This is a genomic window from Flavobacterium gossypii (genome assembly GCF_014138495.1).
Taxonomy (GTDB): Bacteria; Bacteroidota; Bacteroidia; order Flavobacteriales; family Flavobacteriaceae; genus Flavobacterium; species Flavobacterium endophyticum.
On sequence record NZ_JACJIS010000001.1, the window covers coordinates 1,480,125 to 1,503,607 of the forward strand.

The 23,483-nt window shown below is 38.4% G+C and carries 24 protein-coding genes; 13 read left to right on the forward strand and 11 right to left on the reverse strand.

Going from position 1 to position 23,483, the window contains the following annotated elements:
- The first annotated feature begins 74 nt into the window (after positions 1 to 74).
- The 10 genes from GGR22_RS06835 (at position 75) to GGR22_RS06880 (ending at position 9,858) form a co-directional block, all read left to right on the forward strand.
- On the forward strand, positions 75 to 932 hold the full coding sequence (locus tag GGR22_RS06835) for a YicC/YloC family endoribonuclease (RefSeq protein ID WP_182493046.1): 858 nt from the start codon (positions 75 to 77) through the stop codon (positions 930 to 932).
- A gap of 103 nt (positions 933 to 1,035) precedes the next feature.
- Positions 1,036 to 1,611, forward strand: a complete 576-nt coding sequence (gene gmk, locus GGR22_RS06840) for a guanylate kinase (RefSeq protein ID WP_121375603.1) — start codon at positions 1,036 to 1,038, stop codon at positions 1,609 to 1,611.
- Between the two features lie 62 nt (positions 1,612 to 1,673).
- Positions 1,674 to 2,255, forward strand: coding sequence for a nicotinate (nicotinamide) nucleotide adenylyltransferase (gene nadD / locus GGR22_RS06845; protein ID WP_182493047.1), 582 nt, complete (start codon positions 1,674 to 1,676; stop codon positions 2,253 to 2,255).
- 5 nt (positions 2,256 to 2,260) lie between these two features.
- A complete protein-coding gene (locus GGR22_RS06850; RefSeq protein WP_182493048.1) occupies positions 2,261 to 2,824 on the forward strand; it encodes a Crp/Fnr family transcriptional regulator in 564 nt (187 codons plus the stop codon).
- Between the two features lie 91 nt (positions 2,825 to 2,915).
- Positions 2,916 to 3,695 carry a type 1 glutamine amidotransferase domain-containing protein gene (locus GGR22_RS06855; RefSeq protein WP_246336921.1) on the forward strand — a complete coding sequence of 260 codons (780 nt, stop codon included), beginning with the start codon at positions 2,916 to 2,918 and terminating at the stop codon, positions 3,693 to 3,695.
- 65 nt (positions 3,696 to 3,760) lie between these two features.
- The gene (locus GGR22_RS06860) at positions 3,761 to 4,921 is read left to right on the forward strand and encodes an iron-containing alcohol dehydrogenase (protein WP_182493049.1); all 1,161 of its coding nucleotides are present in this window, start codon (positions 3,761 to 3,763) and stop codon (positions 4,919 to 4,921) included.
- A 327-nt stretch (positions 4,922 to 5,248) separates the two neighbouring features.
- Positions 5,249 to 6,244 carry an NAD(P)H-dependent glycerol-3-phosphate dehydrogenase gene (locus tag GGR22_RS06865; RefSeq protein ID WP_121375607.1) on the forward strand — a complete coding sequence of 332 codons (996 nt, stop codon included), beginning with the start codon at positions 5,249 to 5,251 and terminating at the stop codon, positions 6,242 to 6,244.
- An 8-nt stretch (positions 6,245 to 6,252) separates the two neighbouring features.
- Positions 6,253 to 7,251: a TerC/Alx family metal homeostasis membrane protein gene (locus tag GGR22_RS06870; RefSeq protein WP_182493050.1), complete on the forward strand. Its 999-nt coding sequence runs from the start codon at positions 6,253 to 6,255 to the stop codon at positions 7,249 to 7,251.
- A gap of 81 nt (positions 7,252 to 7,332) precedes the next feature.
- Complete coding sequence (locus GGR22_RS06875) at positions 7,333 to 8,502, forward strand: ankyrin repeat domain-containing protein (RefSeq protein ID WP_182493051.1); 1,170 nt, start codon at positions 7,333 to 7,335, stop codon at positions 8,500 to 8,502.
- Between the two features lie 24 nt (positions 8,503 to 8,526).
- Positions 8,527 to 9,858, forward strand: a complete 1,332-nt coding sequence (locus tag GGR22_RS06880) for an ankyrin repeat domain-containing protein (protein ID WP_246336922.1) — start codon at positions 8,527 to 8,529, stop codon at positions 9,856 to 9,858.
- On the opposite strand, the gene GGR22_RS06885 is transcribed toward GGR22_RS06880, so the two are convergent.
- The 3 genes from GGR22_RS06885 to GGR22_RS06895 form a co-directional block, all read right to left on the reverse strand.
- Positions 9,859 to 10,266, reverse strand: coding sequence for a hypothetical protein (locus GGR22_RS06885; protein ID WP_121375611.1), 408 nt, complete (start codon positions 10,264 to 10,266; stop codon positions 9,859 to 9,861).
- An 88-nt stretch (positions 10,267 to 10,354) separates the two neighbouring features.
- On the reverse strand, positions 10,355 to 11,374 hold the full coding sequence (gene pheS / locus GGR22_RS06890) for a phenylalanine--tRNA ligase subunit alpha (RefSeq protein WP_121375612.1): 1,020 nt from the start codon (positions 11,372 to 11,374) through the stop codon (positions 10,355 to 10,357).
- A 96-nt stretch (positions 11,375 to 11,470) separates the two neighbouring features.
- Positions 11,471 to 11,827, reverse strand: coding sequence for a hypothetical protein (locus tag GGR22_RS06895; protein WP_121376250.1), 357 nt, complete (start codon positions 11,825 to 11,827; stop codon positions 11,471 to 11,473).
- Positions 11,828 to 11,923: 96 nt separating this feature from the next.
- Here GGR22_RS06895 and GGR22_RS06900 point away from each other — a divergent pair, with 96 nt between their 5' ends.
- The gene (locus tag GGR22_RS06900; protein WP_246336923.1) at positions 11,924 to 12,463 is read left to right on the forward strand and encodes a CvpA family protein; all 540 of its coding nucleotides are present in this window, start codon (positions 11,924 to 11,926) and stop codon (positions 12,461 to 12,463) included.
- 112 nt (positions 12,464 to 12,575) lie between these two features.
- On the opposite strand, the gene GGR22_RS06905 is transcribed toward GGR22_RS06900, so the two are convergent.
- From GGR22_RS06905 to GGR22_RS06940, 8 genes are all read right to left on the reverse strand, one after another.
- Positions 12,576 to 13,319 carry a tetratricopeptide repeat protein gene (locus tag GGR22_RS06905; RefSeq protein ID WP_182493053.1) on the reverse strand — a complete coding sequence of 248 codons (744 nt, stop codon included), beginning with the start codon at positions 13,317 to 13,319 and terminating at the stop codon, positions 12,576 to 12,578.
- Between the two features lie 38 nt (positions 13,320 to 13,357).
- Complete coding sequence (locus tag GGR22_RS06910) at positions 13,358 to 15,118, reverse strand: BatD family protein (RefSeq protein WP_182493054.1); 1,761 nt, start codon at positions 15,116 to 15,118, stop codon at positions 13,358 to 13,360.
- A gap of 15 nt (positions 15,119 to 15,133) precedes the next feature.
- Positions 15,134 to 15,916 carry a tetratricopeptide repeat protein gene (locus GGR22_RS06915; RefSeq protein ID WP_121376251.1) on the reverse strand — a complete coding sequence of 261 codons (783 nt, stop codon included), beginning with the start codon at positions 15,914 to 15,916 and terminating at the stop codon, positions 15,134 to 15,136.
- Between the two features lies 1 nt (position 15,917).
- Positions 15,918 to 16,958 carry a vWA domain-containing protein gene (locus GGR22_RS06920; protein ID WP_182493055.1) on the reverse strand — a complete coding sequence of 347 codons (1,041 nt, stop codon included), beginning with the start codon at positions 16,956 to 16,958 and terminating at the stop codon, positions 15,918 to 15,920.
- A 6-nt stretch (positions 16,959 to 16,964) separates the two neighbouring features.
- Positions 16,965 to 17,963 carry a vWA domain-containing protein gene (locus tag GGR22_RS06925; RefSeq protein ID WP_121375617.1) on the reverse strand — a complete coding sequence of 333 codons (999 nt, stop codon included), beginning with the start codon at positions 17,961 to 17,963 and terminating at the stop codon, positions 16,965 to 16,967.
- Between the two features lies 1 nt (position 17,964).
- The gene (locus GGR22_RS06930; RefSeq protein ID WP_182493056.1) at positions 17,965 to 19,575 is read right to left on the reverse strand and encodes a hypothetical protein; all 1,611 of its coding nucleotides are present in this window, start codon (positions 19,573 to 19,575) and stop codon (positions 17,965 to 17,967) included.
- A gap of 43 nt (positions 19,576 to 19,618) precedes the next feature.
- Positions 19,619 to 20,488 carry a DUF58 domain-containing protein gene (locus tag GGR22_RS06935; protein ID WP_182493057.1) on the reverse strand — a complete coding sequence of 290 codons (870 nt, stop codon included), beginning with the start codon at positions 20,486 to 20,488 and terminating at the stop codon, positions 19,619 to 19,621.
- Between the two features lie 124 nt (positions 20,489 to 20,612).
- Positions 20,613 to 21,617, reverse strand: a complete 1,005-nt coding sequence (locus tag GGR22_RS06940) for an AAA family ATPase (RefSeq protein WP_121375620.1) — start codon at positions 21,615 to 21,617, stop codon at positions 20,613 to 20,615.
- Between the two features lie 167 nt (positions 21,618 to 21,784).
- On the opposite strand from GGR22_RS06940, the gene GGR22_RS06945 reads away from it, so the two are divergent.
- Together GGR22_RS06945 and GGR22_RS06950 are read left to right on the forward strand one after the other, a co-directional pair.
- The gene (locus GGR22_RS06945; protein ID WP_182493523.1) at positions 21,785 to 22,657 is read left to right on the forward strand and encodes an aldo/keto reductase; all 873 of its coding nucleotides are present in this window, start codon (positions 21,785 to 21,787) and stop codon (positions 22,655 to 22,657) included.
- A 63-nt stretch (positions 22,658 to 22,720) separates the two neighbouring features.
- Positions 22,721 to 23,476 carry an SDR family NAD(P)-dependent oxidoreductase gene (locus tag GGR22_RS06950; RefSeq protein WP_182493524.1) on the forward strand — a complete coding sequence of 252 codons (756 nt, stop codon included), beginning with the start codon at positions 22,721 to 22,723 and terminating at the stop codon, positions 23,474 to 23,476.
- Positions 23,477 to 23,483 lie beyond the last annotated feature (7 nt).

The following is a 23,483-nucleotide window of genomic DNA, read 5'->3' on the forward strand; positions in this document are numbered from 1 at the left end:
CCTGCAATCTAATTTGCCCCGCCTGAAAACGACTCAATACTTTTTATTACATTTGTAGCTATTTAAATTTGAATATGATACAATCAATGACTGGTTTCGGCAAAGCAACCTTGCAATTGCCTAACAAAAAAATTACCGTTGAAATTAAATCCCTAAACAGCAAAGGTTTGGATTTAAATGTGAGAACGCCCTACGTTTATCGCGAAATGGAATTGGGACTTCGAAATCAGATTGCTCAGAAATTAGAAAGAGGAAAGATCGATTTTTCTTTATTTATAGAAATTACCGGCGAAGAAACTTCGTCAAAAATCAACGTGCCTATCGTAAAAGCCTATATCAATCAGCTGAAACTAGTGGTTGACGGCGACGAAACGGAACTGCTGAAAATGGCCGTCAGAATGCCTGATGCCTTAAAAACAGAACGCGAAGAGCTGGATGAAAACGAATGGAAAGTTATTCAAGGCGTAATCGACCAAGGATTGGAAAATATCCAAGAATTCAGAAACTCTGAAGGCGTAGCACTTGAAAAAGAATTCCTTTTAAGAATTGGCAACATACTCGCTCTCATGAAGGAAACAGTAGCGCTAGACGGCGAACGAATTGAAACGGTTAAAAACCGATTGAAAACCGCCATCGAAGAACTCAATGTCAATGTAGACGAAAATCGTTTTGAGCAGGAATTGATTTTCTATCTTGAAAAATACGATATTACCGAAGAAAAAGTACGCTTGGAAAACCACTTGAATTATTTTATAGAAACGCTGGCGGGTAACGAAGCTAATGGTAGAAAACTAGGATTCATCACTCAAGAAATTGGAAGAGAAATCAACACGATGGGTTCCAAATCGAACCATGCGCAGATGCAAAAACTTGTAGTCCAGATGAAAGACGAGCTGGAAAAAATCAAAGAACAGGTACTGAACGTTCTGTAGAACGCTTTTGGCCGCAAGCTTTAGGTTTAGGCTTTAGGCAAAAAAACCAATAAACAATCCACTTAGCTTAAGGCATATAGCGTTAAGCTTAAAGCATAAAACAATGAATAACGGCAAATTAATAGTCTTTTCGGCTCCTTCTGGCTCAGGAAAAACTACGATAGTGAGATATCTTTTGGAACAAAAAGAACTGCATTTGGACTTTTCTATTTCTGCAACTTCGCGCGAAAAAAGAGGAGAAGAAATTGACGGCAGGGATTATTACTTTTTATCTGCATCCGAATTCCAAAAGAAAATTGAAGAAGATGCTTTTGTAGAATATGAAGAAGTCTACAAAAACAATTATTATGGAACGCTGAAAAGCGAGCTGGAACGAATCTGGGCCGAAGGCAAGCACGTAATTTTCGACATTGACGTGATTGGAGGCTTGAACATAAAAAAGCAATATCCAAAACAAACGTTGGCCGTTTTTGTTAGCCCGCCTTCTGTTGAAGAACTAGAAAGAAGACTACGTTTCCGTCAGACAGAAACGGATGAAAAGATACAGATGCGCCTCGCAAAAGCAGAAAAAGAAATCGCAAAAGCAAATGAATTCGATGTCATCTTAAAGAATTACGATTTGGAAATTGCAAAAAATGATGCTTATAAATTGGTTTACGATTATTTGAAAATGATTTAATAAGGTGTGAATTGCTAAGGTTCCAAGAGCCTTAGCAACTCAGAACTTTAGTCCCTTAAAAAATGAAAGTAGGATTATATTTCGGAACATTTAACCCCATCCATGTCGGCCACCTCATCATTGCCAACCACATGGCCGAGTTTTCAGATTTGGATCAAGTCTGGATGGTCGTTACGCCGCACAATCCTTTAAAAAAGAAAAGCACGCTATTAGAAGACCACCATCGCCTGCAGATGGTTTTTCTGGCAACAGAAGAGTATCCAAAATTAAAACCTTCTGACATCGAATTTAAATTACCGCAGCCTAATTATACGGTAACTACTTTAGCTTATCTCCAAGAGAAATTCCCAAATCATGAGTTTTCCTTGATTATGGGCGAAGACAACCTGAATTCGTTTCACAAATGGAAAAACTACGATGTTATTCTCGAAAATCATGAAATTTATGTCTATCCGAGAATTTCAACGGAAATCATAAGCTCTGAATTTGTAAACCATCCGAAGATTCATATTATTGATGCACCGATTGTTGAGATTTCTTCAACTAAAATCAGAGAAAGCATCAAAAATGGAAAAAATGCGAAACCGCTATTGCCCGAAAAAGTGTGGGATTATATTGACCATAATTTATTTTATAAGAAGTAATCAGAATGAGCCAAATGTTACGACAGCAAATCGAAAAAATCACGCCGCTTACTGATGGCGAATTCGATTATATACTGTCGCATTTTACTCCAAAAAAATATAAAAAGCACCAATTTTTGATTCAAGAAGGCGAAGATGTACCTAATGATTTTTTTGTCATTGAAGGTTGTCTGAAAGCCTATCATGTGAGCCAAGACGGAAAGGAACACATCTTACAATTTGCGCTTCCGGATTGGTGGATCTGCGATTTTAATGCTTACTTCAACCAGACAAAAGCTACCTTATACATCGATTGTATCGAAGATACCGAAGTACTCTGCCTTTCCTTGTACAATCGTGAAAAACTCTGCTCCGAAATGCACAAGATCGAGCACTTCTTCCGCAGAAAGTCTAATTCCGGCTATATTGCCCTACAGCAAAGAATCTTGTCGATGCTGAATAACAATCCGCAGGAACGCTACGAAAAATTATTACAGCTCTACCCTACTTTATTTCAAAAAGTCCCTAAAAAACTGATTGCATCCTATCTTGGCGTTTCGCGTGAAACGTTGAGCCGTTTCAGCACCTAAGTGACAATTATCACCTCAAATCTGTGACTTTTTCCCTTTCTTAGAGAGTCATTTCTTCGGAATTTTGTATCTTAATTATAAAAAAGTCATTATGAAAAAAATAATCACTTCGAGCTTGATGGCTATAGCATTTTTTGCCCTTGCCTTACATCCTGTTCTAGGAAACGCACAAACTAAAAAATCAAAAAAGATGGAAAAGAAAATCCTATTTGTGGTTTCGAGCCACGACAAAAAAGGAAGCACTGGCGAACCTACCGGTTATTATTTAGGAGAAGTTACTCATGCTTGGGAAGTATTAAAAGACCATTATACGATTGATTTCGTGAGTCCAAAGGGCGGAACACCTCCTGTAGATGGTTTTGATTTGAATGACCCAATCAATAAGAAATTTTGGGATGATGCTGTTTATCACAACAAAATCAACCATTCGATGAAACCATCTGAAGTCAATCCAAAAGACTATGTGGCCATCTACTATGCTGGAGGCCATGGCGCGATGTGGGATTTTGCTGATAATACCGAAATTGCCAAAATCGCTACTGCTATCTATGAAAACAATGGCGTCGTTGGAGCTGTTTGTCACGGTCCTGCTGGATTGGTAAATATCAAATTGAGCAATGGCAAGTATTTGGTTGATGGCAAAAAGGTAAATGCTTTTACTAATGAAGAAGAAGTGGCAGTCAAACTGGAAAAAGTAGTTCCCTTTGCCCTAGAAACAAAATTGATTGAGCGTGGTGCCAAATTCGAAAAATCAGGCTTATGGCAGCCACATGTTACTATCGATGGACGATTGGTTACAGGGCAAAATCCACAGTCTGCAAAAGGTGTCGGAGAAGCCATTTTAAAAGAATTGGAATTATTGAAAAAGTAATTGTTAACACTCTTTTACGACATCCCGAATTACACGTTTCGTAATTTTACATAAAATTTAAAACTATGCTGAATTTCGAATTATACAATCCTACCAATCTAGTTTTTGGCAAAGGACAAATTGCAAAAATCTCTGACTTGCTACCCAAAGAAGCCAAAGTATTAATTACATATGGCGGCGGTAGCATTTTCAAAAATGGCGTCTACGATCAAGTTCGTAAAGCACTGCATGGCTATGACGTAACGGAATTTGGTGGCATTGAACCGAATCCTCGTTATGAAACGTTGATGAAAGCAGTGGAAATTATCCGTGAAAAGAAATTGGATTTTATTCTTGCAGTAGGCGGCGGTTCTGTAATTGACGGAACAAAATTCATATCGGCCGCTGTACAATTTGAAGGAAATCCGATGGATATCCTTCAAAAAGGAATTCGAATCTTAGACAATGCCATTCCTTTCGGAACTGTTTTAACGCTTCCAGCTACAGCAAGCGAGATGAACTCTGGTGCTGTAATCACGATTAACGAAACACAGGAAAAATTGTCTTTTGGTGGCCCTGCCCTATTTCCAAAATTTTCAATCTGCGATCCAGAAGTAGTTGCTTCATTACCAAAAAGACAAATCCAGAATGGTGTGGTCGATGCTTTTACGCACGTTTTTGAACAGTATCTTACATACCCGCACGATGCTTTATTACAAGACCGAATTTCTGAAGGAATCTTACAGACACTAATTGAAATTGGTCCAAAAGTGGTTGAAAATCCGACAGATTATAAACTAGCTTCTAATTATATGTGGTGCTGTACAATGGCATTAAACGGACTCATCCAAAAAGGAGTTCCTACCGATTGGGCCACGCACATGATCGGCCATGAACTGACCGCCTTGTTTGAAATCGACCATGCCAGAACTTTAGCGATTATTGGTCCAAATTTATATCGCGTGATGTTTGAGAGTAAAAAGGAAAAGTTAGCACAATATGGAAAACGTGTCTGGAATATAGCCGATGCAAGCGTTGAAGAAATGGCAACAGAAGCTATAGAAAAAACAGTTGATTTCTTCCATATTATGGGAATGCAGACCAAACTTTCAGAATACACACAAGATTATGAAAATACTGCCGATTTTGTAGTAAAACGTTTTGATGAAAGAGGTTGGAAGGCACTCGGCGAAAAGAAAAACATTACCCTTGAAAAGGTAAAAAATATTGTAGAGCTAAGCTACTAGTCAATTAAAACCAAAAGCATTTATAAGTCAAAAGGCACTCCTGAAAGTAATTTTCAAGAGTGCCTTTTTCAAAACACCAAAAACAAATCTTAACTAACTCAAATAATACGAGAGTGTATCATTTGTAACGTATATTGTAATCTAACCAACTCATATCAATAACGACAGTAGAAGGCTTGCATTGTATTGACAATCATAATTTTAAGTTAAATTTATCCTGATGCTCATTTTATAACGAAGCTTTCTGACAAAAAAGGCAATACTGCTACTGAATTAATTTCCTATTATCACTAATTTGAGTATTTTTGGGCAAACAAACGAAACAAAATGAGTGAACATCCAAAATTTGCCGTGATAGGGGGTGGAAGCTGGGCAACAGCAATTGCAAAAATGCTTTGCGTCAATCTTGATGAGATTGCATGGTATATGAGAAACGAGAGTGCCATCGAGCACATCAAGGAATTCAAGCATAATCCAAATTACTTGAGTTCTGTTGAATTCGACATAAAAAAACTAAAGCTTACCAGCAACATAAACGAAGCTGTAAAGTACGCCGACTATATCATTTTTGCGATTCCATCTGCATTCTTGAGTGGCGAATTGGACCATCTCACTGAAAGTTTAGACGGAAAAATTATTTATTCTGCAATCAAAGGCATCGTCCCAGAGACCAGCCTGATTGTAGGAGAACATTTCCATGAAAAATATGATATCCCTTATGACAATATCGGAGTCATCACTGGACCTTGCCACGCTGAAGAGGTTGCGATGGAGCGCCTTTCGTATCTGACAATTGCCTGCGGAGATTCTGACAAAGCTAAAATAATGGCTAAAAACCTGAGCGGCAATTATATCAAGACCAAAATTTCTGATGATATTATCGGGACAGAATATGCCGCGATGCTAAAAAATATTTATGCTATAGCGGCCGGAATGGCGCATGGCTTAGGATATGGCGACAACTTCCAAGCGCTGTTAATGAGCAACGCCATACGCGAGATGAAAAAATTCATCCGAAAAGTTCACAAGATGAAACGAAACATCAACGATTCGGCTTATCTTGGTGACTTATTAGTTACCGGGTATTCTATATTTTCTAGAAACAGGATGTTCGGAAACATGATCGGAAAAGGCTATACCGTAAAATCTGCCATGATGGAGATGAGCATGGTTGCCGAAGGATATTATGCCACAAATAGTGCTTACAAACTCAATGAGGAATTCGGCGCGAAGACTCCTATCATTAATGCCGTCTACAGTATTTTATACGAAGGAAAAGAACCGAAAAAGGTATTCAAAAAACTGACCGAAAAACTTAATTAATCGAGACCATGCAAAATAATCATGTCGACCATCTGATCAACCATCCTGGAATCCTGGCAGGATTTTCAATCCTGATTATCATTATGTTGTTGCTAGACTTAGGCGTCTTCAACAAAAACAGCCATGTCGTTTCTAACAAAGAAGCGGCTACTTGGTCGATTGTATGGATTTCGCTTGCGATGGCTTTTAGCGGCGTGATTTATTATTTGATGGGAATGGAGCAGTTTACTCAGTTCCAATCGGCTTATTGGATAGAAAAAGCGCTTTCAGTAGACAATCTCTTCGTTTTTATTTTGGTCTTCGGCTTCTTTAATGTGCCAAAGCATTTGCATCATAAAGTTTTATTTTGGGGAATTATCGGTGCCTTGGTATTCCGAGCCATTTTTATCTTCTCTGGAGTAGAGTTGATCAACATGACTTATCTTCCTGAAATGAAACTTTTTGGAAAGATGGTCAGCATCAATGTCATCTTATCCATTTTTGGGTTCTTCTTGATTTTTGCCGGATTCAAATCTTGGTTTTCAAAAGAAGATGATGACGAGAATAAAGATTTCACAAAAAGCCCAGGCGCCAAATTGGTACATCGTTTTTTCAAAGTATCAGAAAATTATGATGGCGACAAGTTTTTTACAATAAAGAATGGCGTGAAGATGGCGACGCCACTTTTGGTTGTCGTTGCTGTTATTGAATTTACCGATTTGATTTTTGCCGTCGACTCCATCCCAGCTATTTTCGCTATCGCTCCAAATGACCCATTCATTCTCTATACTTCTAATATTTTTGCAATTTTAGGACTAAGAGCCTTATATTTTCTACTGGCCAATTTTATGTACATGTTCAGCAGGCTAAAATACGGACTAGCCGTTATCCTTGCTTTTATCGGCGTAAAAATGCTTATTCAGCCTTTTTATCACATCTCTTCCCCAGCCTCGCTGACAGTTGTAGGAAGCGTCTTGATCTTATCTGTAATGGCTTCTTTGGCCTTTCCAGTAAAAGAAGAAAAATAGTCAATTTGTGAAAATAAAGTGAAAGTCTACGGATTGTGTTATTATTTTTTGTAACTATGAAGAATAATAACCATTCAATCTATGTTAGAACAACTTTTAGCCTCAGGAAAATATTCTGAAGTTTTGGACCATCTCGCGAACGGCGAAAAACTTCCCACCACTCTAAACGAATACAATAAGTCGAATATCTTCGATCGACTATTTCAAGAAAAACAATTCGAAATTATAAGGCTTTTTTTAGAAAACAAAGTCATTGAAACCGATGTTTATGAATTCGACAGTTTTGATAAAAGTATTTTTCAAAGCGTCACAAGAGGTTTGCAGAAAGACGAGGATTCGATTGCTTTTTTTAGAGAATTCATCTCAAAATTTGACAATATAAATGATGAGGTCGCCGCAAAAACACTGCTTGGGTATTTCTTTGAAAAAGGTGCCACTATCGAAAGCATCAAGGTATTGGTTGAAGCAGGATGCAATGTAAATTTTAAAAATAATGCCGAAGAAAGCTTTCTCCATCAAGTCATAAAGACGAACCTGATGAAACCTCAGCTTTCTTTGTCCTACCTCGAATATCTAATTGAAGAAGGCTTGGATGTGAATGCGCAAGATATCATTAAAAAAACGCCATTAATTACGGCTATAGAATTCAATAGGAATGACTATCTCGACTTTCTTTTGCAAAATGGCGCAAATCCAAATGATGTAGATAAAAACGGAAATTCTGCTTTTTTCTATGCTGTTGCCCATAAACTAGATGTGAGGTTGTACGACCAGCTTCGCAATTTCGACACACCTCAATTTGATGTGATTAACAAAGACCAAGTGACGTTATTGTTTGAATACGTCAGGATGATGTATGATACTTCTGAAAGAAGCCTGGAGCTATTGCGAAAGCTAATTGAAGATGGTGCCGATATATATCAGACTAGCCTCTATTATAGCCAAGACACCACTCCAATTGATTTAATTGCCGAAAAGAAGGTAGAAGTGCTTCAAACTATTTTGGATACTGGAGCAATCGATATCAATCGCCAAGACGATAGTGGCAATACCCTTTTGCATAAAATCTGCGCCTATAATGTCAATTACGAGGCTGAAAAAGCAAAGGACACTTATAGAAAAGCAAAACTCTTGATTGAAAACGGAGCCGATATTTCCATAACAAACAATCAAGACCAAACTGCGCTTCATCTGGCATCTGATGATAATTTGAAAATAAAAACCGTAGAGTTGCTGATGAAGCAGTCTTAATCCAGAAAAAGAAAACTTATGTCAATGTCATTCATCATCGCCTGTGAAGGCGGAAAAAGAAAAATAGCCGAACTTTTATTAGCCAACAAAGAAGTAGATGTTACTTACACGGATGAAAAGGGCCGAACAGCCTTGCATTATGCCGCACATCATGGCTATCTTGATTTGGTACAAATGCTCATCGAGGAAGGAGCCGATATCGATTATGAAGATCATGCCGGAGAAACGCCTTTCTATTTTGCCTGCCTTCAAAAACAGAAGCAGACCGCCCTATTTTTATTTGAAAAAGGAGCCAAGACAAGCATCAAAGATTTAAAAGGGAATAGCCTGTTGCATCTAACCGCACTGACTGGACAGATTGAAATTCTTGAAAAACTGCTGGAACAAGGCCTGAATGCAGATGTAGAAAATAATGAAGCTGAAACACCATTGCTCCTTGCAGCAAGTTGGAGAAATGCCGCAATCGTCAAAAAATTATTGGAAAACGGAGCAGATATCAACACGACCAACAAGCAAGGCAACTCCCCTTTGCTATTTGCCGTAAAATCTAAAAACCAACCTATGGTTGAGTTGCTGCTGGAAAATGGTGCCAATATCAACCATGTGAATCATTTGGGCGAAAGTGCTTTGCTTTTAGCCTGCTATGATAGCAATCGAATGCTGACCAAGCTTTTAACAGAAAAAGGAGCCGATCTTTTTGTTTCTTCTAAAAATGGCTTATCCCCCATTTGGTATGCCTGTGCCAACAACCAAAAAGAAATTGTCGAGCTTTTTATTGAAAATGGTGTTGATGTCAATTATTCAAAACCTGTCACTGGAAACGAAACCTCGATGTATTCTTATTTGGATTGGGTAGAAACGGCAGACAGTCTTAGCGTTTCAAGCAGTTTCTCTCTCGACACTACTTATGGCTATGGCGGCGAAAGCCTGCTGCACGTTGCGGCGAAAAGCGGCCATGTAAGCATGGTAAAATTACTTTTAGACAAAGGTGCCACTATCAATATTCAGGATGAAAGCGGTAATACTGCCTTGCATTATGCCTCAGCCAATGGCAAAAAAGACATGGTAAAGTTACTGCTAGAAAAAGGGGCCGATGCTTCTGTAGTCAATGCAAAAGAACAGAAGGCTATCGACTATTCTAACATTAAAGGATATAATGAAATCACAGAGTTATTGCTCAAGTTCAGTCCGTCGAATACTGTAAATCCTGCGGTTGCAAAAACGGAAACTGTTGTTCCGCCTGCAGATATGGCTTCCAAAAAACAAGCTTTGCTCGACTTAAAAGAATTATTGGATGCAGGAATTTTGTCGCAAGAAGAATTTGATCAAGAAAAAAGCAAGATCTTAAAAGGATAATTATCGCACGATAACACCATTTACGAATAGAATCGGCACTTCTTCTGTAGCTCGTTCATTTATCGTATTGGTGCGGAACGTAAATTTTTTATCATATAATGTATTTCCTATGAAATAGGTAACCATAAACTCATTATTAAGCGCTAGGACGCTTTTTTCGACCATTTCTACCTTTACGACAGAAACCGCTGGAACTTTCATAAAAGCGTGGCGTAAAAGCGATGTTTTTTTCATCTCGCCATCTATGGTTCCGAAAGCTTTTGAAACTACCATGACGCTGTCCAGATCAAAATCGCTGTCATTGACCAGATAGACATACCAAACATTTTCCATAAAGTCGTCGTTCCATTCTTGAACGGCGGCCATAAAAACGTTTTCTACTTTTGGAACGATAATATCTTTTTTCATAATAAGAAGTGGGAAAGTGAGAAAGTCAAAAGTCGAAAGTTCTTGCTTTAAACAATTTCTTTACAACTTTTGACTTTCAACTTTATGACTAAATAGAAGATTTGAACTGTTCTAAGAATCGTACGTCATTTTCATAAAACATCCTGATGTCGCCAATCTGGTGCAACAGCATCGCAATTCTCTCGACACCCATACCAAAAGCAAAACCTGTAAATTCATCAGCATTAATACCGCAGTTTTTCAAAACATTTGGATCTACCATACCGCAACCGCCGATTTCTAACCAACCGGTTCCTTTGGTAATTCTATAATCCGTTTCGGTTTTTAATCCCCAATAAATATCAATCTCGGCGCTTGGTTCCGTGAATGGAAAGTACGAAGGGCGCAGTCGAATTTTCGACTTACCGAACATTTCTTTCGTGAAATATAAAAGCGTCTGCTTCAAATCGGCAAACGAAACATCTTTGTCAATGTACAATCCTTCTACTTGATGGAAAATACAGTGAGAACGTGAAGAAACGGCTTCATTTCTAAAAACACGCCCAGGAGAAATAGTCCGGATTGGCGGCTTGTTTTCTTCCATATAGCGAACCTGAACCGACGATGTATGGGTTCTCAAAAGAATATCTGGATTCGTCTGGATAAAAAACGTATCCTGCATGTCTCTAGCCGGATGGTATTCCGGAAGATTCAATGCCGTGAAATTATGCCAGTCGTCTTCAATTTCTGGACCTTCAGACACATTAAAACCAATGTTTGAGAAGATATCGATAATCTGGTTTTTGACTAAAGAAATAGGATGGCGCGAACCAATTTTCAATGGTTCTGCCGGACGTGTCAAATCGCCATAGACTCCTACGGTTTCTTCTTTGCTTTCAAGTAATTCTTGAATTGCTTTGACTTTTTCTTCAGCAGTATTCTTCAGCTGGTTGATCACCTGTCCGAATTCTTTTTTCTGTTCGTTTGGAACACTTTTGAATGCGGCAAAAAAATCTTTCAAAAGCCCTTTGCTTCCTAAGAATTTAATCCTGAATGCTTCGAGTTCTTCTTTATTTTGGGTTTGAAACGCTTCTGCTTCGCCAATATATTCTTTAATCTTATCTATCATCTTCTTTTGGTAAAGGTGCAAATTTACTATTTTTCGTTGAAAATCGGCAGTTTTCAGCAGTTTTCAATCGCTATATTCTTTCTGAAATCTAAATTTCTAATCAATAACTTCTCTTTCCAGAAAATAATTGACAATCGCTTCTTTCATCAACACTGATTGTTCGCCTGCTTTCAACGGAGGCAGTTCTTCTTTTACTTTATAATGAGGCCAGCCTTCACTATCAAAATAATCGAATTCGTAGAATCCGTAGGGCTCAAGCAGACGGCAAATTGCGATATGCATCAAGTTTACTTTTTCGTCTTTTTTGAATTTTTGATGAACTTTTCCAAGTTCTTGGACACCGATCAAATAAATGATAGAATCCAGATCCAGCACATCACCTTCGGCAAATTGCTTGGATAAAAGGGTTACGAGCTTTTCCCATCGCTCTTTTAATTGTATATCTCTAGACATGTGAAATTTAGATTTTTGGTTTATGATTTTGGGAATTTCCATTCCATAAACGATAAAATTAGTCCGCAAAGATACGTTGTTGAATTTTGTTTTTCTATGCAAAGTCGACTATCTTGGCTGCTTACTATTTTCTTGATGGGATTTTTAGATATTATTTTAGGTGTATTTTTAGTTTATGGACTAGTTCGTGGCCTTTGGAACGGTCTTTTTGTAGAATTTGCTTCTTTGGTTTCGCTGCTTTTAGGAATTTATATTGCAATAAAATTTTCTTTCCTTACCGCAGATTTTCTTTCAGATCTATTTTCTTGGAATCCAAAAACCATTGCTATCTGGGCTTTTATATTGACATTTATCGGAGTCGTCTTGGGCGTTTCGTTATTGGCAAAATTTTTTACTTCGATTGCCAATTTTGCAAGCTTGGGATTGCTGAATAAAATTGCGGGAGGAATTTTCGGCGTGTTGAAAATGTGCCTTATCTTAAGTTTTGCTTTGGCTTTGTTCCAAAAAATCAATTTCAACCATACGTTTGCTGAAAAGAAAACGCTAGATGATTCGCTATTTTATAACCCTATTTTAAAAATTTCAGAGTTTGTCTTTCCTGTTTTTGAGGAATGGTTTGATGAGTTGAAGAAATAAATTTTAGATTTCTGAGCTTAGATTGACGAAGCCGTTATCTCTAAAAAGATAGCGAATTTTTAATTTTTGATTGCGAACCCCAGACTCAAATCACAAATCTTAAATCCTCAATCTACTTTATCTCTTTCAAAGCCTCTTTACTGATCCAGCCTTCTTTTTCATCTGCCAATTGGATTTTTCTCCAATTATCCAAAACTTCTATAACCTGAACTTTTGTTCCTTCATGGAGGATGAAAGCATCGTCGGCATTTTCTTTAGGCTCATTCTTTACGCCAATGGTATCGGCAAAAATTATCGCCGGTTTGTCATTTTCATATCTCGTTTTTTCGGCTATCGCCGAAGCTACGCTGATAATCAATCCGACCAAGGCAATAAATAATCCGACAAAGAAAATACGTTTCAACATTGTCGCAGCAGAAAAATAGTACCCAATAAAAAACAAAAGAAAAATTACTGAGAAGCCAATAGCAATCTTAGCCCAGCCGTCATACGTATGCGAAGACGTAAAATCATGGATGACTTTTCCAAATCCGACTTCTTGTACTGGCTTGATTTCATCAATTGTCATGTTTTGGGCAAATTGTAGGTTGTTTTTTGCCTCTGAATAGCCTGGATTAAGCAACAGGGCCTTTTCGTAATTATAAATCGCTGGAGCCGTCTTATTTAGTTTATAGTAGGCGTTTCCGAGATTGAAATACAATTCGGCGGAGTGCTTTTTGGTTTTCAGGACATTTTCATAGGCTTTTACAGCTTCTTCAAATTTATCTTGGCGGTATAATTTGTTTCCCGCCTCGAAATTATCCTGAGCCCAGAAAATTTGGGTAAAAAGCAATAGTATGTAGAATACGTTTTTCATTTTTTTCAATTTTCAATTCGTAAAGGAATCATCAATTGTTAGATTTGTTTTTCCAGTTCGGAAATCACGGTTACGGCCTTGTCAAAATCCTGCTGGATGGCAACGCTCGAATACGGCGCATATCTTGCAAACTCGCAGTTTTCTGTCAGATTTATAAAATCATCGACGGTTTCTGGCCGCGCATTTCTTTCTAAAAGAATTTCTCTGATCTTATCTTTGCTCATTTCCGAAGTCTCAATATGCAACTTGGCTTTTAAGAAATTGTGCAATGCCTTTTCGAGAGCAATATAAAACGGCTCTTTGTTGTTGATTTGTTTTTTAGCTTCCGAAAGGTATTTTTTAGCCAATCTGTTTGACATTTTTCTTTTGTTGCCCACAACATCGCTGTCGATTGCCTCTTTTTTCTTTTTAGCCAAAACAATAATCGGAATAAAAAGGAAAGGCAGGAATAACAATGTATAGAATAATCCCGAACCAAAGAAATCTTCTTTATGGATCGGTTTTAGTTGCGTCTTAAGCGCTATAAATCCAAATTGGTTTGTACTTTTTACAGCTTGTTTCGTGGTTCCAGAGCCTGGCGTAGCAGCAACAGCTGGATCGGAAGATGTCGGTCCGTCCAAAACCTTGATCACGATGTCTTTAGAAGTTATCGTTTTATAGGATTTTGTAGCGAGGTCGAAATACGAGAACGACAATCCCTTGATGGTATAATTTCCTTGATATTGCGGAATAATTGTATATTTATCTGATATTTTGCCTTGCATTCCTGAAAGCGGTGTCGAAACTTGTTCATTATGCACCGGATCGTACATTTCTAGTGCGCTCGGAACAATCGGTTTTGGCAAAGTGAATAATTTCAAGTTTCCTTTTCCAGAAACGCTGATGTCTAGATCTAACGATTCGCCGTGCTTCAATTCGGTTTTAGAAGGTTTTACCACAAAATCAAACTGGCCTACCGCACCTGTAAAATCTTGAGGTTTTCCAGTTTCTGGCAAGGCTTTAACGTTAATGATTTTGCTTCCTGCGGAAACGGTCTTGTTGGCCGTTACAAATTGGACTCTCCCAAAGATATCCCTACGGTTCGTCGGCTGATCTACAACAATATCTAACGAAAGTGGTTCAATGGTAAGCTTTCCAGATTTTTGAGGATATAAAACGGTTTTGCGCAAGACAACATAACGGTAATCTTCGCCATTGTATTTTCCGTTTTCGACCACCAGATTTTTGATATCAATATTCTGGCTCCAGAAATCATTGAATTTCGGACTGTCGATTTCTTTCCAGTTTCTGACGCTCACATTATTACTAACGTATAGCTTGTATACAACAGTTATCGGCTGGTTGAGATACGGATTTGCGTTGGAAATTTCGGCAATAAGGTGGATTCCTCCGCTCGGCACATAATCCGGACTGCTCGGATCTTTTGATTCATCGACAGCAGCGGTCACGTTTATTTTTATCGGTGCCGTTTTGTAGGTCTGTCCTTTGATTTCTATCGTTGCCTGCTTTATCGTAAGCGACCCGCGTTGTAGCGGAAGCAGAATGTAAATGTACGATTTGTTGAAAGTAGCTCTTCCGTTGATCCAAGTCTGGCTTACTTGCTGGCTTGGCCCACCGACAACGCGAAAGCCTTCGAAAGAAGGAGGCGTAAAATTGTCTCCGTCTTCATTCATGACGAAATCAATTCGAAGCCGCTCGTTTATCCCAAGTGTCTGCTTGCTGACTTTCGCCTCAAACTGAACTTGAGCCGATAGCCCTTGAAAACAGAGTAAAATTAATGCTATTATATATTTTCTCATCACAATCAACATCTATTACCAGTCTTTTTCTGTTTGAACAGGCTTGCCTTTTACTTTTCGGGCATTGACCTTGTCTTGGATTTTCTTTTCTTCATTATTTACGGCATCGAGCAGATTTTCAATTCGTTGTTTTGACGGACTGTTGCCTGGCTGCGGTTTCGGCTGGCCTTTTTGGTCGGAATCTTTGTCTTGTTTTCCGTCGCCATCTTTGCCGTCCTGCTTGTCTTTTTTATCGTCGCCTTTTCCTTTATCGTCTTTTTTATCTTTATCTCCTTTGTCTCCGTCTTTTTTGTCGTCTTTTTTATTTTCCTTGTCTTTATCTTTCTCTTTTTTATCCTTATCCTTCTTTTTATCGTCTTTTGGCGGTTCCGGATTGTTTTTTAAATATTCTTTTGCTAGCGCATAATTGTATCTCGTCTGTTCGTCAGCTGGATTATTTCTTAAGGCATTTTTATACGCTTCGACGGCATCAGAATATTTCTTTTCTGTCATGAAAATATTTCCAAGATTATGGAACGCTTTGTGTTTTTGAGGCTTCGTCTTGGCATTTTCGATAGTTTTTACATACGCTAGTTTTGCTTCGCTTGGCTGTTTCTGCTTGTAAATCGTATTTCCCAAATTATAAGATGCCATCGCTTTTGTAGGGGATTTGGATAATGAAATCCTATATTCGGCTTCAGCATCAGCATAGTTTTTTTCTTTAAATTCTTTGTTTCCTTTTGGCAAATTTTTGTCTTTTTCCTGTGCTATGGCTGCAAAGGAAAAAAATAGAACTGCATATAGCAATAGCTGTTTCATATTATTCCTTTTCATTAAATAAATTCATCTTTTTCACCCAGGTTGTTTTTTTCTCCAAGAAGAAAATATCTAAGAAAAACAAAAAGAAGGCGATTCCCAAAAGCCATTGGAACTGCGATTGGTAGTTGGCAAATTGCTTGGTCTCGAATTCGCTTTTTTCGATATTATCCAAAGCATGCTTCACATAGTCGATTACTTCTTTGGTATTATTTCCGTTCACATAACCGCCTTTTGTGTTTTTGGCAATTTCTTTTAAGGTAGTTTCGTTGAGTTTTGTCACGACAATCTGGTCATTTTGATCGCGCTGGAAACTTTCGACCACACCATTTCTTTTTAATGGAATCGGGCCTCCTTTTTCAGTACCGACACCAATGGTTATGATCTTTAGGCCGTTCTTGTTTGCTTCTTCTGTCGCATCTTCAATTCCTTCGGAATGGTCTTCTCCATCAGAAATCATGATGACCAACTTGCTAGTCTTGCTGTCTGGATTAAAATAAGTCGACGACAACTGGATTGCTTCGTCGAGCGATGTTCCTTGAGACGAAACCATTCCAGGATTCATGCTCTGGAGGAACATTTTCGCCACGCTATAGTCTGTCGTAATCGGTAAAACTGGAAAAGCACTTCCGGCATACGCTACGATTCCTATTCTGTCACTTCCAAGCTGATTGATAATCTGCGAGACAATCTGCTTGCTTTTTTCTAAACGGTTGGGTGCGACATCTTCAGCCAGCATTGATTTTGAGACGTCGATAGCGAAAACAATATCAATTCCTTCTCTTTTAACGGTTTCTACTTTGGTTCCTAGTTTAGGGTTTACTAATCCTAAAATCAGACAAGCCAGTGCCAAAAGAAAAACCGTAATTTTTAGCGTTGATTTGAAAACCGATTTTTCAGGAGTTAATTTTTTGACCAATTTCAAATCTCCAAATTCTTTCTGCTTTCTTCTTTTCCAATAGAGATTGAATAGGAAAATCAGCACCAGAATAGGGATGATGATCAAAAGGTATAAATATTTTTTTTCGTCTAATTCGTCGTACATAATTTTTTAAATAAAGCTTCTAAAAACTGTATTTTTCAATAGAACTTCTAGCAATAAAAGCAAACCTGCAGCAATTGCAAAAGGCCTGAATCGTTCATCATAATTGTAGAATTTTTGTTCTTCAATTTCTGTGGTTTCCAGCTTGTTGATCTCATCATAGATAGCTTTCAGGCTCTGATTATTCTTGGCTCTAAAATATCTTCCGTCTGTATTCCTTGCAATTTCCTTCATTAATTGCTCGTCGATTTCGACTTGCATCATTCTGTAAACGAATTCTCCGTTTGGACCAATCGCGTATGGAGATTCAGCCATTCCAGTGGTTCCAATTCCGATCGTATATACTTTTATTCCGTATTCTCTTGCGATATCCGAAGCCATTCTTGGGTCGATAAAACCTGAATTGTTGACTCCATCCGTAAGCAAGATAATCACTTTGCTTTTTGCTTTGCTGTCTTTCAAACGATTTACCGCAGTTGCCAATCCCATACCGATTCCGGTTCCATCTTGCAGAAGTTGGTCGTATTTTACGCTATTCAACGCATCAAGCACTACAGCCTTGTCGCTGGTCACTGGCGTCTTGGTGTAGCTTTCCGCCGCATACACAACCAATCCGATTCTATCGTTTGGACGGGCTTCGACGAAATCTGAAGCGACTCTTTTCAAGGCTTCCAGGCGGTTCGGTTTCAAATCGCGCGTTAGCATACTTCCTGAAACGTCAATAGACATTACGATATCGATTCCGTTTGTAATATTGGTCTTGTTGCTGATGTCTACACTTTGCGGTCTGGCCAAAGCAACAATCAAAAAGCTCAATGCCAGAATCCTGAAAACAAACAATAAAGGTTTCAATTTTGCCAAAACTGACGGTTTTGCCTTGAATCCTTTTAGCGAGCTTACCTTTAACGAGGCTTGTTTTTTTCCTTTCCAGATCTGCCAAGCAATAGCAATCGGAATCAGGACAAACAGCCAGAAAAACTCAGGGTTTAAAAAGGTAACATTCTTCATCTTAGTTTACTCTTTTAAGTTCGACTGAGTTAATTATCCTATCGGAGATTTTGGAGCCGAATTCATCATTATCACGATAGGTGATGATGATTTCCTGAAGGCCTCCTTCTTGTGCAAATACCAAGATTTCATAACCGATCTTGATTTCTTTATCGCTGTCTTCTTTAAAAATGACCATCGACCCATAGGCTTTTATTCCTGTAATGCCTTCTTTGGTGTCAAATTGGTCTTGTTTTACGAAAACATCTTTGGCTTTATATTGTTTTTCAAACGACTTGATTTCTCTTTCGACTACTTTTTCTAGCGGTCTGCTTAGCGTATCTTTAAATGATGTTGTCGAAACATTTACAGATATTTCATCGAAAAAGCTTCCATACGAGAAGGCTTGGCTTTCTTTTACGCCCATGTCTTTTCTGCCGTTCGGAAGTTTAGTCCTTTTTAATACTTTTGGCGTTTCCATGGTCACCGCAGGATTACCATAATCACTCGTGATCCATTCCCCTTCATATAATTCTTTTGTCGGATGTCCTAAAACAGACTCCAATCCTTTAGTAGTAATAAAATAAGTGAGCGTTCCTACAACCAAAAAGGAAATTGTAAAAACCGCAATAGCAATCTTCCGTTTGCGTTTTTTCTTCAACAATAATTCTTTTTTCTGTGCATCCAGCATCAGCATCTCGTCGTCTTCCTCTTCTACTTCTGGTATGGCTTTGTGTAATGTAAAAATTGTCTTTTCTATCTTTTTTCTGTCTTCGGCTATCTCGAAATCAAGCGGTTTTGATTTGGCAAATTTCACCAAATCGGCTTGACGCAAAACGCGTTCAAGATTTTCTACCGTTTCTTGAGAAATTTTCATTTTCTTTCTGACTGCGGCATTTCGCAATCCTATGATAACTTCCGAAGTCGTGCTTTCCATGGCTGGAACTTGAATTTCTTCTTCGATATACGTTCTGGCAATATCAGTCAATTCAGAATAATAATTTTTGACTTCTCCTTTTTGCCAAAGTTCTTTTTGCTCCAGATTTTTAAGCAAGCCTACCGCTTTTTCAATCGGTGTTGCATATACGATGGCTTCTGGCTTTTCTTTCCTTTTGCGGTTTTTAACGAAATAATAAATCAAGTATCCGATTCCTGCCAAGAGCAATATTCCGAGAAGGTATTTCCACCAATTCCCCATCGACTCTTTAACCTCTGCAATTCCTTTGATGTCATACATTTTTTGTTTTAATGTATCGACTTTGACTCCGGCAACGGCAACAAAAAGCGAATCTGTTGCAAAGGGCTTGTTGTTAATCAATACTTTCAAGCTTGGAATCAGATATTTCCCAGAATCAAATTGCGTCAATCCGTATCTCTTGGTCAGCAGGTAGCGGTCTTTTTCTTTAACAGTATCTGTTGGATACGATTCCAAGACTTCTAACTGGCCGAAATTAGTTCCTTCCGGAAATACGACGTTCGACAACGTATCGACCGAAGTTTTTAGCGTAAGGTTGATTTGTGCTCCAATTTTGACCTTGGTAGAATCTACGGATGTCGTTACCCGTTTTTGCTGTCCGAAAGCAAATGTCCCAACCAATAAAAAGAGCAGTATGTAAAGGGTGTTGTTTTTCATTTTTTTAGTTCCTAATCTTTATTCATGAAAGGGGGAAAAAAGATTAACCTCTCGATTTAAAATAGCCCAATAATTTTGTCACGTAGCTTTCGTCTACTCTAGAATTTACCGTTCCTGAGCCGCATCTGCTGAATGTTTCCTTGAAATATTTCATTTTCTCCTGATAGTATTTTTCATATTCCAGACGAACTGATTTGGAGCCTGTGTTGACCAACATCGTTTCGCCTGTTTCCGCATCCAGCATATTGACCATTCCGATATTTGGCATTTTTTCTTCTCGGGCATCATATACTCTAATTCCTGTCAGGTCATGTTTTTTTCCGGCAATTTTCAGCGTATGCTCATAATTATCATCTGTCATAAAATCTGAAATCACAAAAACAATGGCTTTCTTTTTTATGACTCCTGACAAAAATTTCAATGCCTGTGACAGGTTTGTCTTATGACTTTTAGGCTTGAATTCAATCAACTCGCGAATGATTCTCAAAACGTGCGATCTTCCTTTTTTAGGAGGAATGAACAATTCAATTTCATCAGAAAATAGGATCAGCCCGATTTTATCATTGTTCTGCGTTGCTGAAAAGGCCATAGTTGCAGCAATTTCTGTCACAATATCTTTCTTGAAACTGTTCTGCGTACCAAAACTTTCCGAACCGCTGACGTCTACCATTAGCATCATGGTCAGCTCTCTTTCTTCTTCGAAAACTTTGATATACGGTTCATTATAGCGCGCCGTAACATTCCAATCAATTGCACGCACATCATCTCCAAATTGGTATTGGCGGACTTCGCTAAATGTCATCCCGCGCCCTTTGAAGGATGTATGGTATTCTCCCGAAAAAATATGATCGCTCAATCTTCGGGTCTTGATTTCTATTTTTCGTACTTTTTTGAGTAATTCCTTTGTATCCATTTTTGTTAGTTGATAGTTTTTAGTGGATAGTGAATAGTTTTTAGTGGATAGTTTTTAGTGGATAGTTCGTTTAAAACAAGAAGAACCCTCAACTATAAACTATAAACTGTCAACTATCAACTTTCTAAGGTACTTCAACTTCGTTTACGATCTTGTTTATGATATCTACAGAAGTAACGTTTTCAGCTTCGGCTTCATACGTAATTCCGATTCTGTGGCGAAGCACGTCATGTACCACCGCACGGACATCTTCTGGAATCACATAGCCTCTACGTTTGATGAAAGCGTAACATTTAGCCGCATTGGCCAAGTTGATACTTCCACGAGGCGAGGCTCCAAAGCTGATCAATGGTTTCAGGTTTTCTAGTTTGTATTTTTCTGGATAGCGGGTCGCAAAGACAATGTCTAGAATATATTTTTCGATTTTTTCATCCATATATACTTCACGAACGGCTTCTTGAGCGCGAAGAATCTGGTCGGTTGAAATTACCGGATTTACTTTTTCATAAGAGCCTTTTAGGTTCTGGCGGATAACCATTCGCTCTTCATCGATTTTTGGATAATCGATAACTGTTTTTAGCATGAAACGGTCTACTTGCGCTTCTGGCAAAGGATACGTTCCTTCTTGCTCTACAGGATTTTGTGTAGCTAAAACCAAAAATGGCTTGTCTAGCTTGAAAGTCGTATCGCCAATCGTCACTTGTTTTTCTTGCATGGCTTCCAATAGTGCCGACTGCACTTTTGCAGGAGCACGGTTAATCTCATCTGCCAAGACGAAATTAGCGAAAATAGGTCCTTTCTTGATGGAAAAGACATTGTCTTTGATATTATAAATCATGGTTCCCACAACGTCGGCAGGAAGCAAATCTGGTGTAAACTGAATACGGCTGAAAGAACCTTGAACTGCTTGCGAAAGCGTATTGATAGCTAATGTTTTTGCCAATCCCGGAACGCCTTCCAGTAAAATATGCCCTTGTCCCAAAAGCCCAATCAACAATCGTTCTACCATGTGCTTCTGACCTACGATGACCTTGTTCATTTCCATCATCAACAAGTCAATAAAAGCACTTTCTCTTTCTATTTTTTCATTAATTGCCCTAATGTCTAATGCAGTAGCATTTTCTTCCATAATCTGATATTTAAAAGCCGTGAAATTAGTATTTAATTTTAACAGTGCAAATTGAAAATTTATTTAAAGGTAAGTTGTTAACATTACGTTAAAATACATTTGAATGGCTTGGTTTTAAGGATGATTTATGATTTTGTTTTCATAAATTTAAAAACTCAAAACTAATCATCGTGAAAACAACATTATCTCCCATAATTGCGGGAACTATGAATTGGGGCGTTTGGGATAAAAATCTCACAACTTCCGAAATGGCAAACATGATTCACGTTTGCCTCGAAAATAAAATCACCACTTTTGACCACGCCGATATTTATGGAGGTTATACTACGGAAGCCTCTTTTGGAAAGGCTTTCACAGAAAGCAAAATCGACAGAAAAAAAATACAACTAATCTCAAAATGCGGCATCCAGCATATTGCTGAAAACAGAGACAACAAAATCAAGCATTATGATTATTCGAAAGAGTACATCGTCTGGTCGGTAGAAAATTCATTAAAAAATCTGCATACTGACTATCTTGATGTTCTTTTGTTGCACCGTCCAAGTCCGTTAATGCAGGCTGATGAAATTGCGGAAGCTATAGCGAAATTAAAATCAGAAGGAAAGATTCTTGATTTCGGACTGTCTAACTTTACGCCTTCGCAAACTGACCTCATCCGTTCCAAAACAGAAGTCAGCTACAATCAGGTGCAATTTTCGGCAACTGACTTCAAAGCGATGCTTGACGGAAGCCTCGATCACATGCAGGTTCACAACATCCGTCCTATGGCATGGAATCCGCTTGGAACTGTTTTCAGGGAAAAAACAGACCAGACTAGACGACTAAAAACACTTTTGGCGGAGTTAGTCGGAAAATACCATGTAGGTTCTGATACAATTCTTTTGTCATGGGTTTTGCAGCATCCGGCCAAAGTGATTCCGATTGCAGGAACGGTAAATGTTTCGAGAATACAGCAATTGTATAAAGCGACAGAATTCAAGTTGGAAAAAGAAGAATGGTTTGCCATCTGGACAGAAAGCATGGGAAATAAGGTTCCTTAGAAACACAAACTTGTTTATAAAGATGTTGAATATTGAATTTTAAATTTTCAACAAAGAAATAAAATAATGAAAACAGTATTAATAACAGGTGCCACCAGCGGTATCGGAAGAGCTACGGCTATTGAATTAGCAAAACACAATTTTAAATTGATTTTGTGCGGCAGGCGCGAAGACCGTCTGGCAGAATTGCAACTTGAATTAGAACACCGCACGAAAGTCCATACTTTGAATTTTGACGTAAGGAAGAAAAAAGCCGTTCAAGAATCAATCGATTCTTTGCCAAAGGAATTTTCAGAAATCGACATCCTGATCAACAATGCCGGCAATGCACACGGGCTAGATCCCATTGAAAAAGGTGATTTGGAGGATTGGGACGCTATGATCGACATTAACGTAAAGGGACTTTTGTACGTTTCTCATGCCGTCATTCCAAAAATGGTCGAAAGGCGAAACGGCCATATCATTAACATCGGTTCGACTGCCGCGAAAGAAGTTTATCCCAACGGAAATGTCTACTGCGCCACAAAACATGCTGTCGATGCAATCAACCAAGGCATGCGTATGGACTTGAACCAATACGGAATCCGTGTCGGAGGCATACATCCCGGAATGGTCGAAACCGAATTTTCACAAGTGCGTTTTAAGGGCGATGCTGAACGGGCTTCCAATGTCTACAAAGGATTTGAACCTTTAAAACCAGAAGATATTGCCGATATTATCCGATTTGTGATTACTAGGCCTTATCATATTAATATTGCTGATCTAATCGTCATGTCGACGGCCCAGGCTTCTTCGACGATTGTGAATCGTATCATCTAAAAATTGA

Coding starts and splice junctions, on each gene's coding strand:
- GGR22_RS06835 (WP_182493046.1), top strand. CDS start 75: ATGATACAATCAATGACTGGTTTCGGCAAAGCAACCTTGCAATTGCCT.
- gmk (WP_121375603.1), top strand. CDS start 1,036: ATGAATAACGGCAAATTAATAGTCTTTTCGGCTCCTTCTGGCTCAGGA.
- nadD (WP_182493047.1), top strand. CDS start 1,674: ATGAAAGTAGGATTATATTTCGGAACATTTAACCCCATCCATGTCGGC.
- GGR22_RS06850 (WP_182493048.1), top strand. CDS start 2,261: ATGAGCCAAATGTTACGACAGCAAATCGAAAAAATCACGCCGCTTACT.
- GGR22_RS06855 (WP_246336921.1), top strand. CDS start 2,916: ATGAAAAAAATAATCACTTCGAGCTTGATGGCTATAGCATTTTTTGCC.
- GGR22_RS06860 (WP_182493049.1), top strand. CDS start 3,761: ATGCTGAATTTCGAATTATACAATCCTACCAATCTAGTTTTTGGCAAA.
- GGR22_RS06865 (WP_121375607.1), top strand. CDS start 5,249: ATGAGTGAACATCCAAAATTTGCCGTGATAGGGGGTGGAAGCTGGGCA.
- GGR22_RS06870 (WP_182493050.1), top strand. CDS start 6,253: ATGCAAAATAATCATGTCGACCATCTGATCAACCATCCTGGAATCCTG.
- GGR22_RS06875 (WP_182493051.1), top strand. CDS start 7,333: ATGTTAGAACAACTTTTAGCCTCAGGAAAATATTCTGAAGTTTTGGAC.
- GGR22_RS06880 (WP_246336922.1), top strand. CDS start 8,527: ATGTCATTCATCATCGCCTGTGAAGGCGGAAAAAGAAAAATAGCCGAA.
- GGR22_RS06885 (WP_121375611.1), bottom strand. CDS start 10,266: ATGAAAAAAGATATTATCGTTCCAAAAGTAGAAAACGTTTTTATGGCC.
- pheS (WP_121375612.1), bottom strand. CDS start 11,374: ATGATAGATAAGATTAAAGAATATATTGGCGAAGCAGAAGCGTTTCAA.
- GGR22_RS06895 (WP_121376250.1), bottom strand. CDS start 11,827: ATGTCTAGAGATATACAATTAAAAGAGCGATGGGAAAAGCTCGTAACC.
- GGR22_RS06900 (WP_246336923.1), top strand. CDS start 11,924: ATGCAAAGTCGACTATCTTGGCTGCTTACTATTTTCTTGATGGGATTT.
- GGR22_RS06905 (WP_182493053.1), bottom strand. CDS start 13,319: ATGAAAAACGTATTCTACATACTATTGCTTTTTACCCAAATTTTCTGG.
- GGR22_RS06910 (WP_182493054.1), bottom strand. CDS start 15,118: ATGAGAAAATATATAATAGCATTAATTTTACTCTGTTTTCAAGGGCTA.
- GGR22_RS06915 (WP_121376251.1), bottom strand. CDS start 15,916: ATGAAACAGCTATTGCTATATGCAGTTCTATTTTTTTCCTTTGCAGCC.
- GGR22_RS06920 (WP_182493055.1), bottom strand. CDS start 16,958: ATGTACGACGAATTAGACGAAAAAAAATATTTATACCTTTTGATCATC.
- GGR22_RS06925 (WP_121375617.1), bottom strand. CDS start 17,963: ATGAAGAATGTTACCTTTTTAAACCCTGAGTTTTTCTGGCTGTTTGTC.
- GGR22_RS06930 (WP_182493056.1), bottom strand. CDS start 19,575: ATGAAAAACAACACCCTTTACATACTGCTCTTTTTATTGGTTGGGACA.
- GGR22_RS06935 (WP_182493057.1), bottom strand. CDS start 20,488: ATGGATACAAAGGAATTACTCAAAAAAGTACGAAAAATAGAAATCAAG.
- GGR22_RS06940 (WP_121375620.1), bottom strand. CDS start 21,617: ATGGAAGAAAATGCTACTGCATTAGACATTAGGGCAATTAATGAAAAA.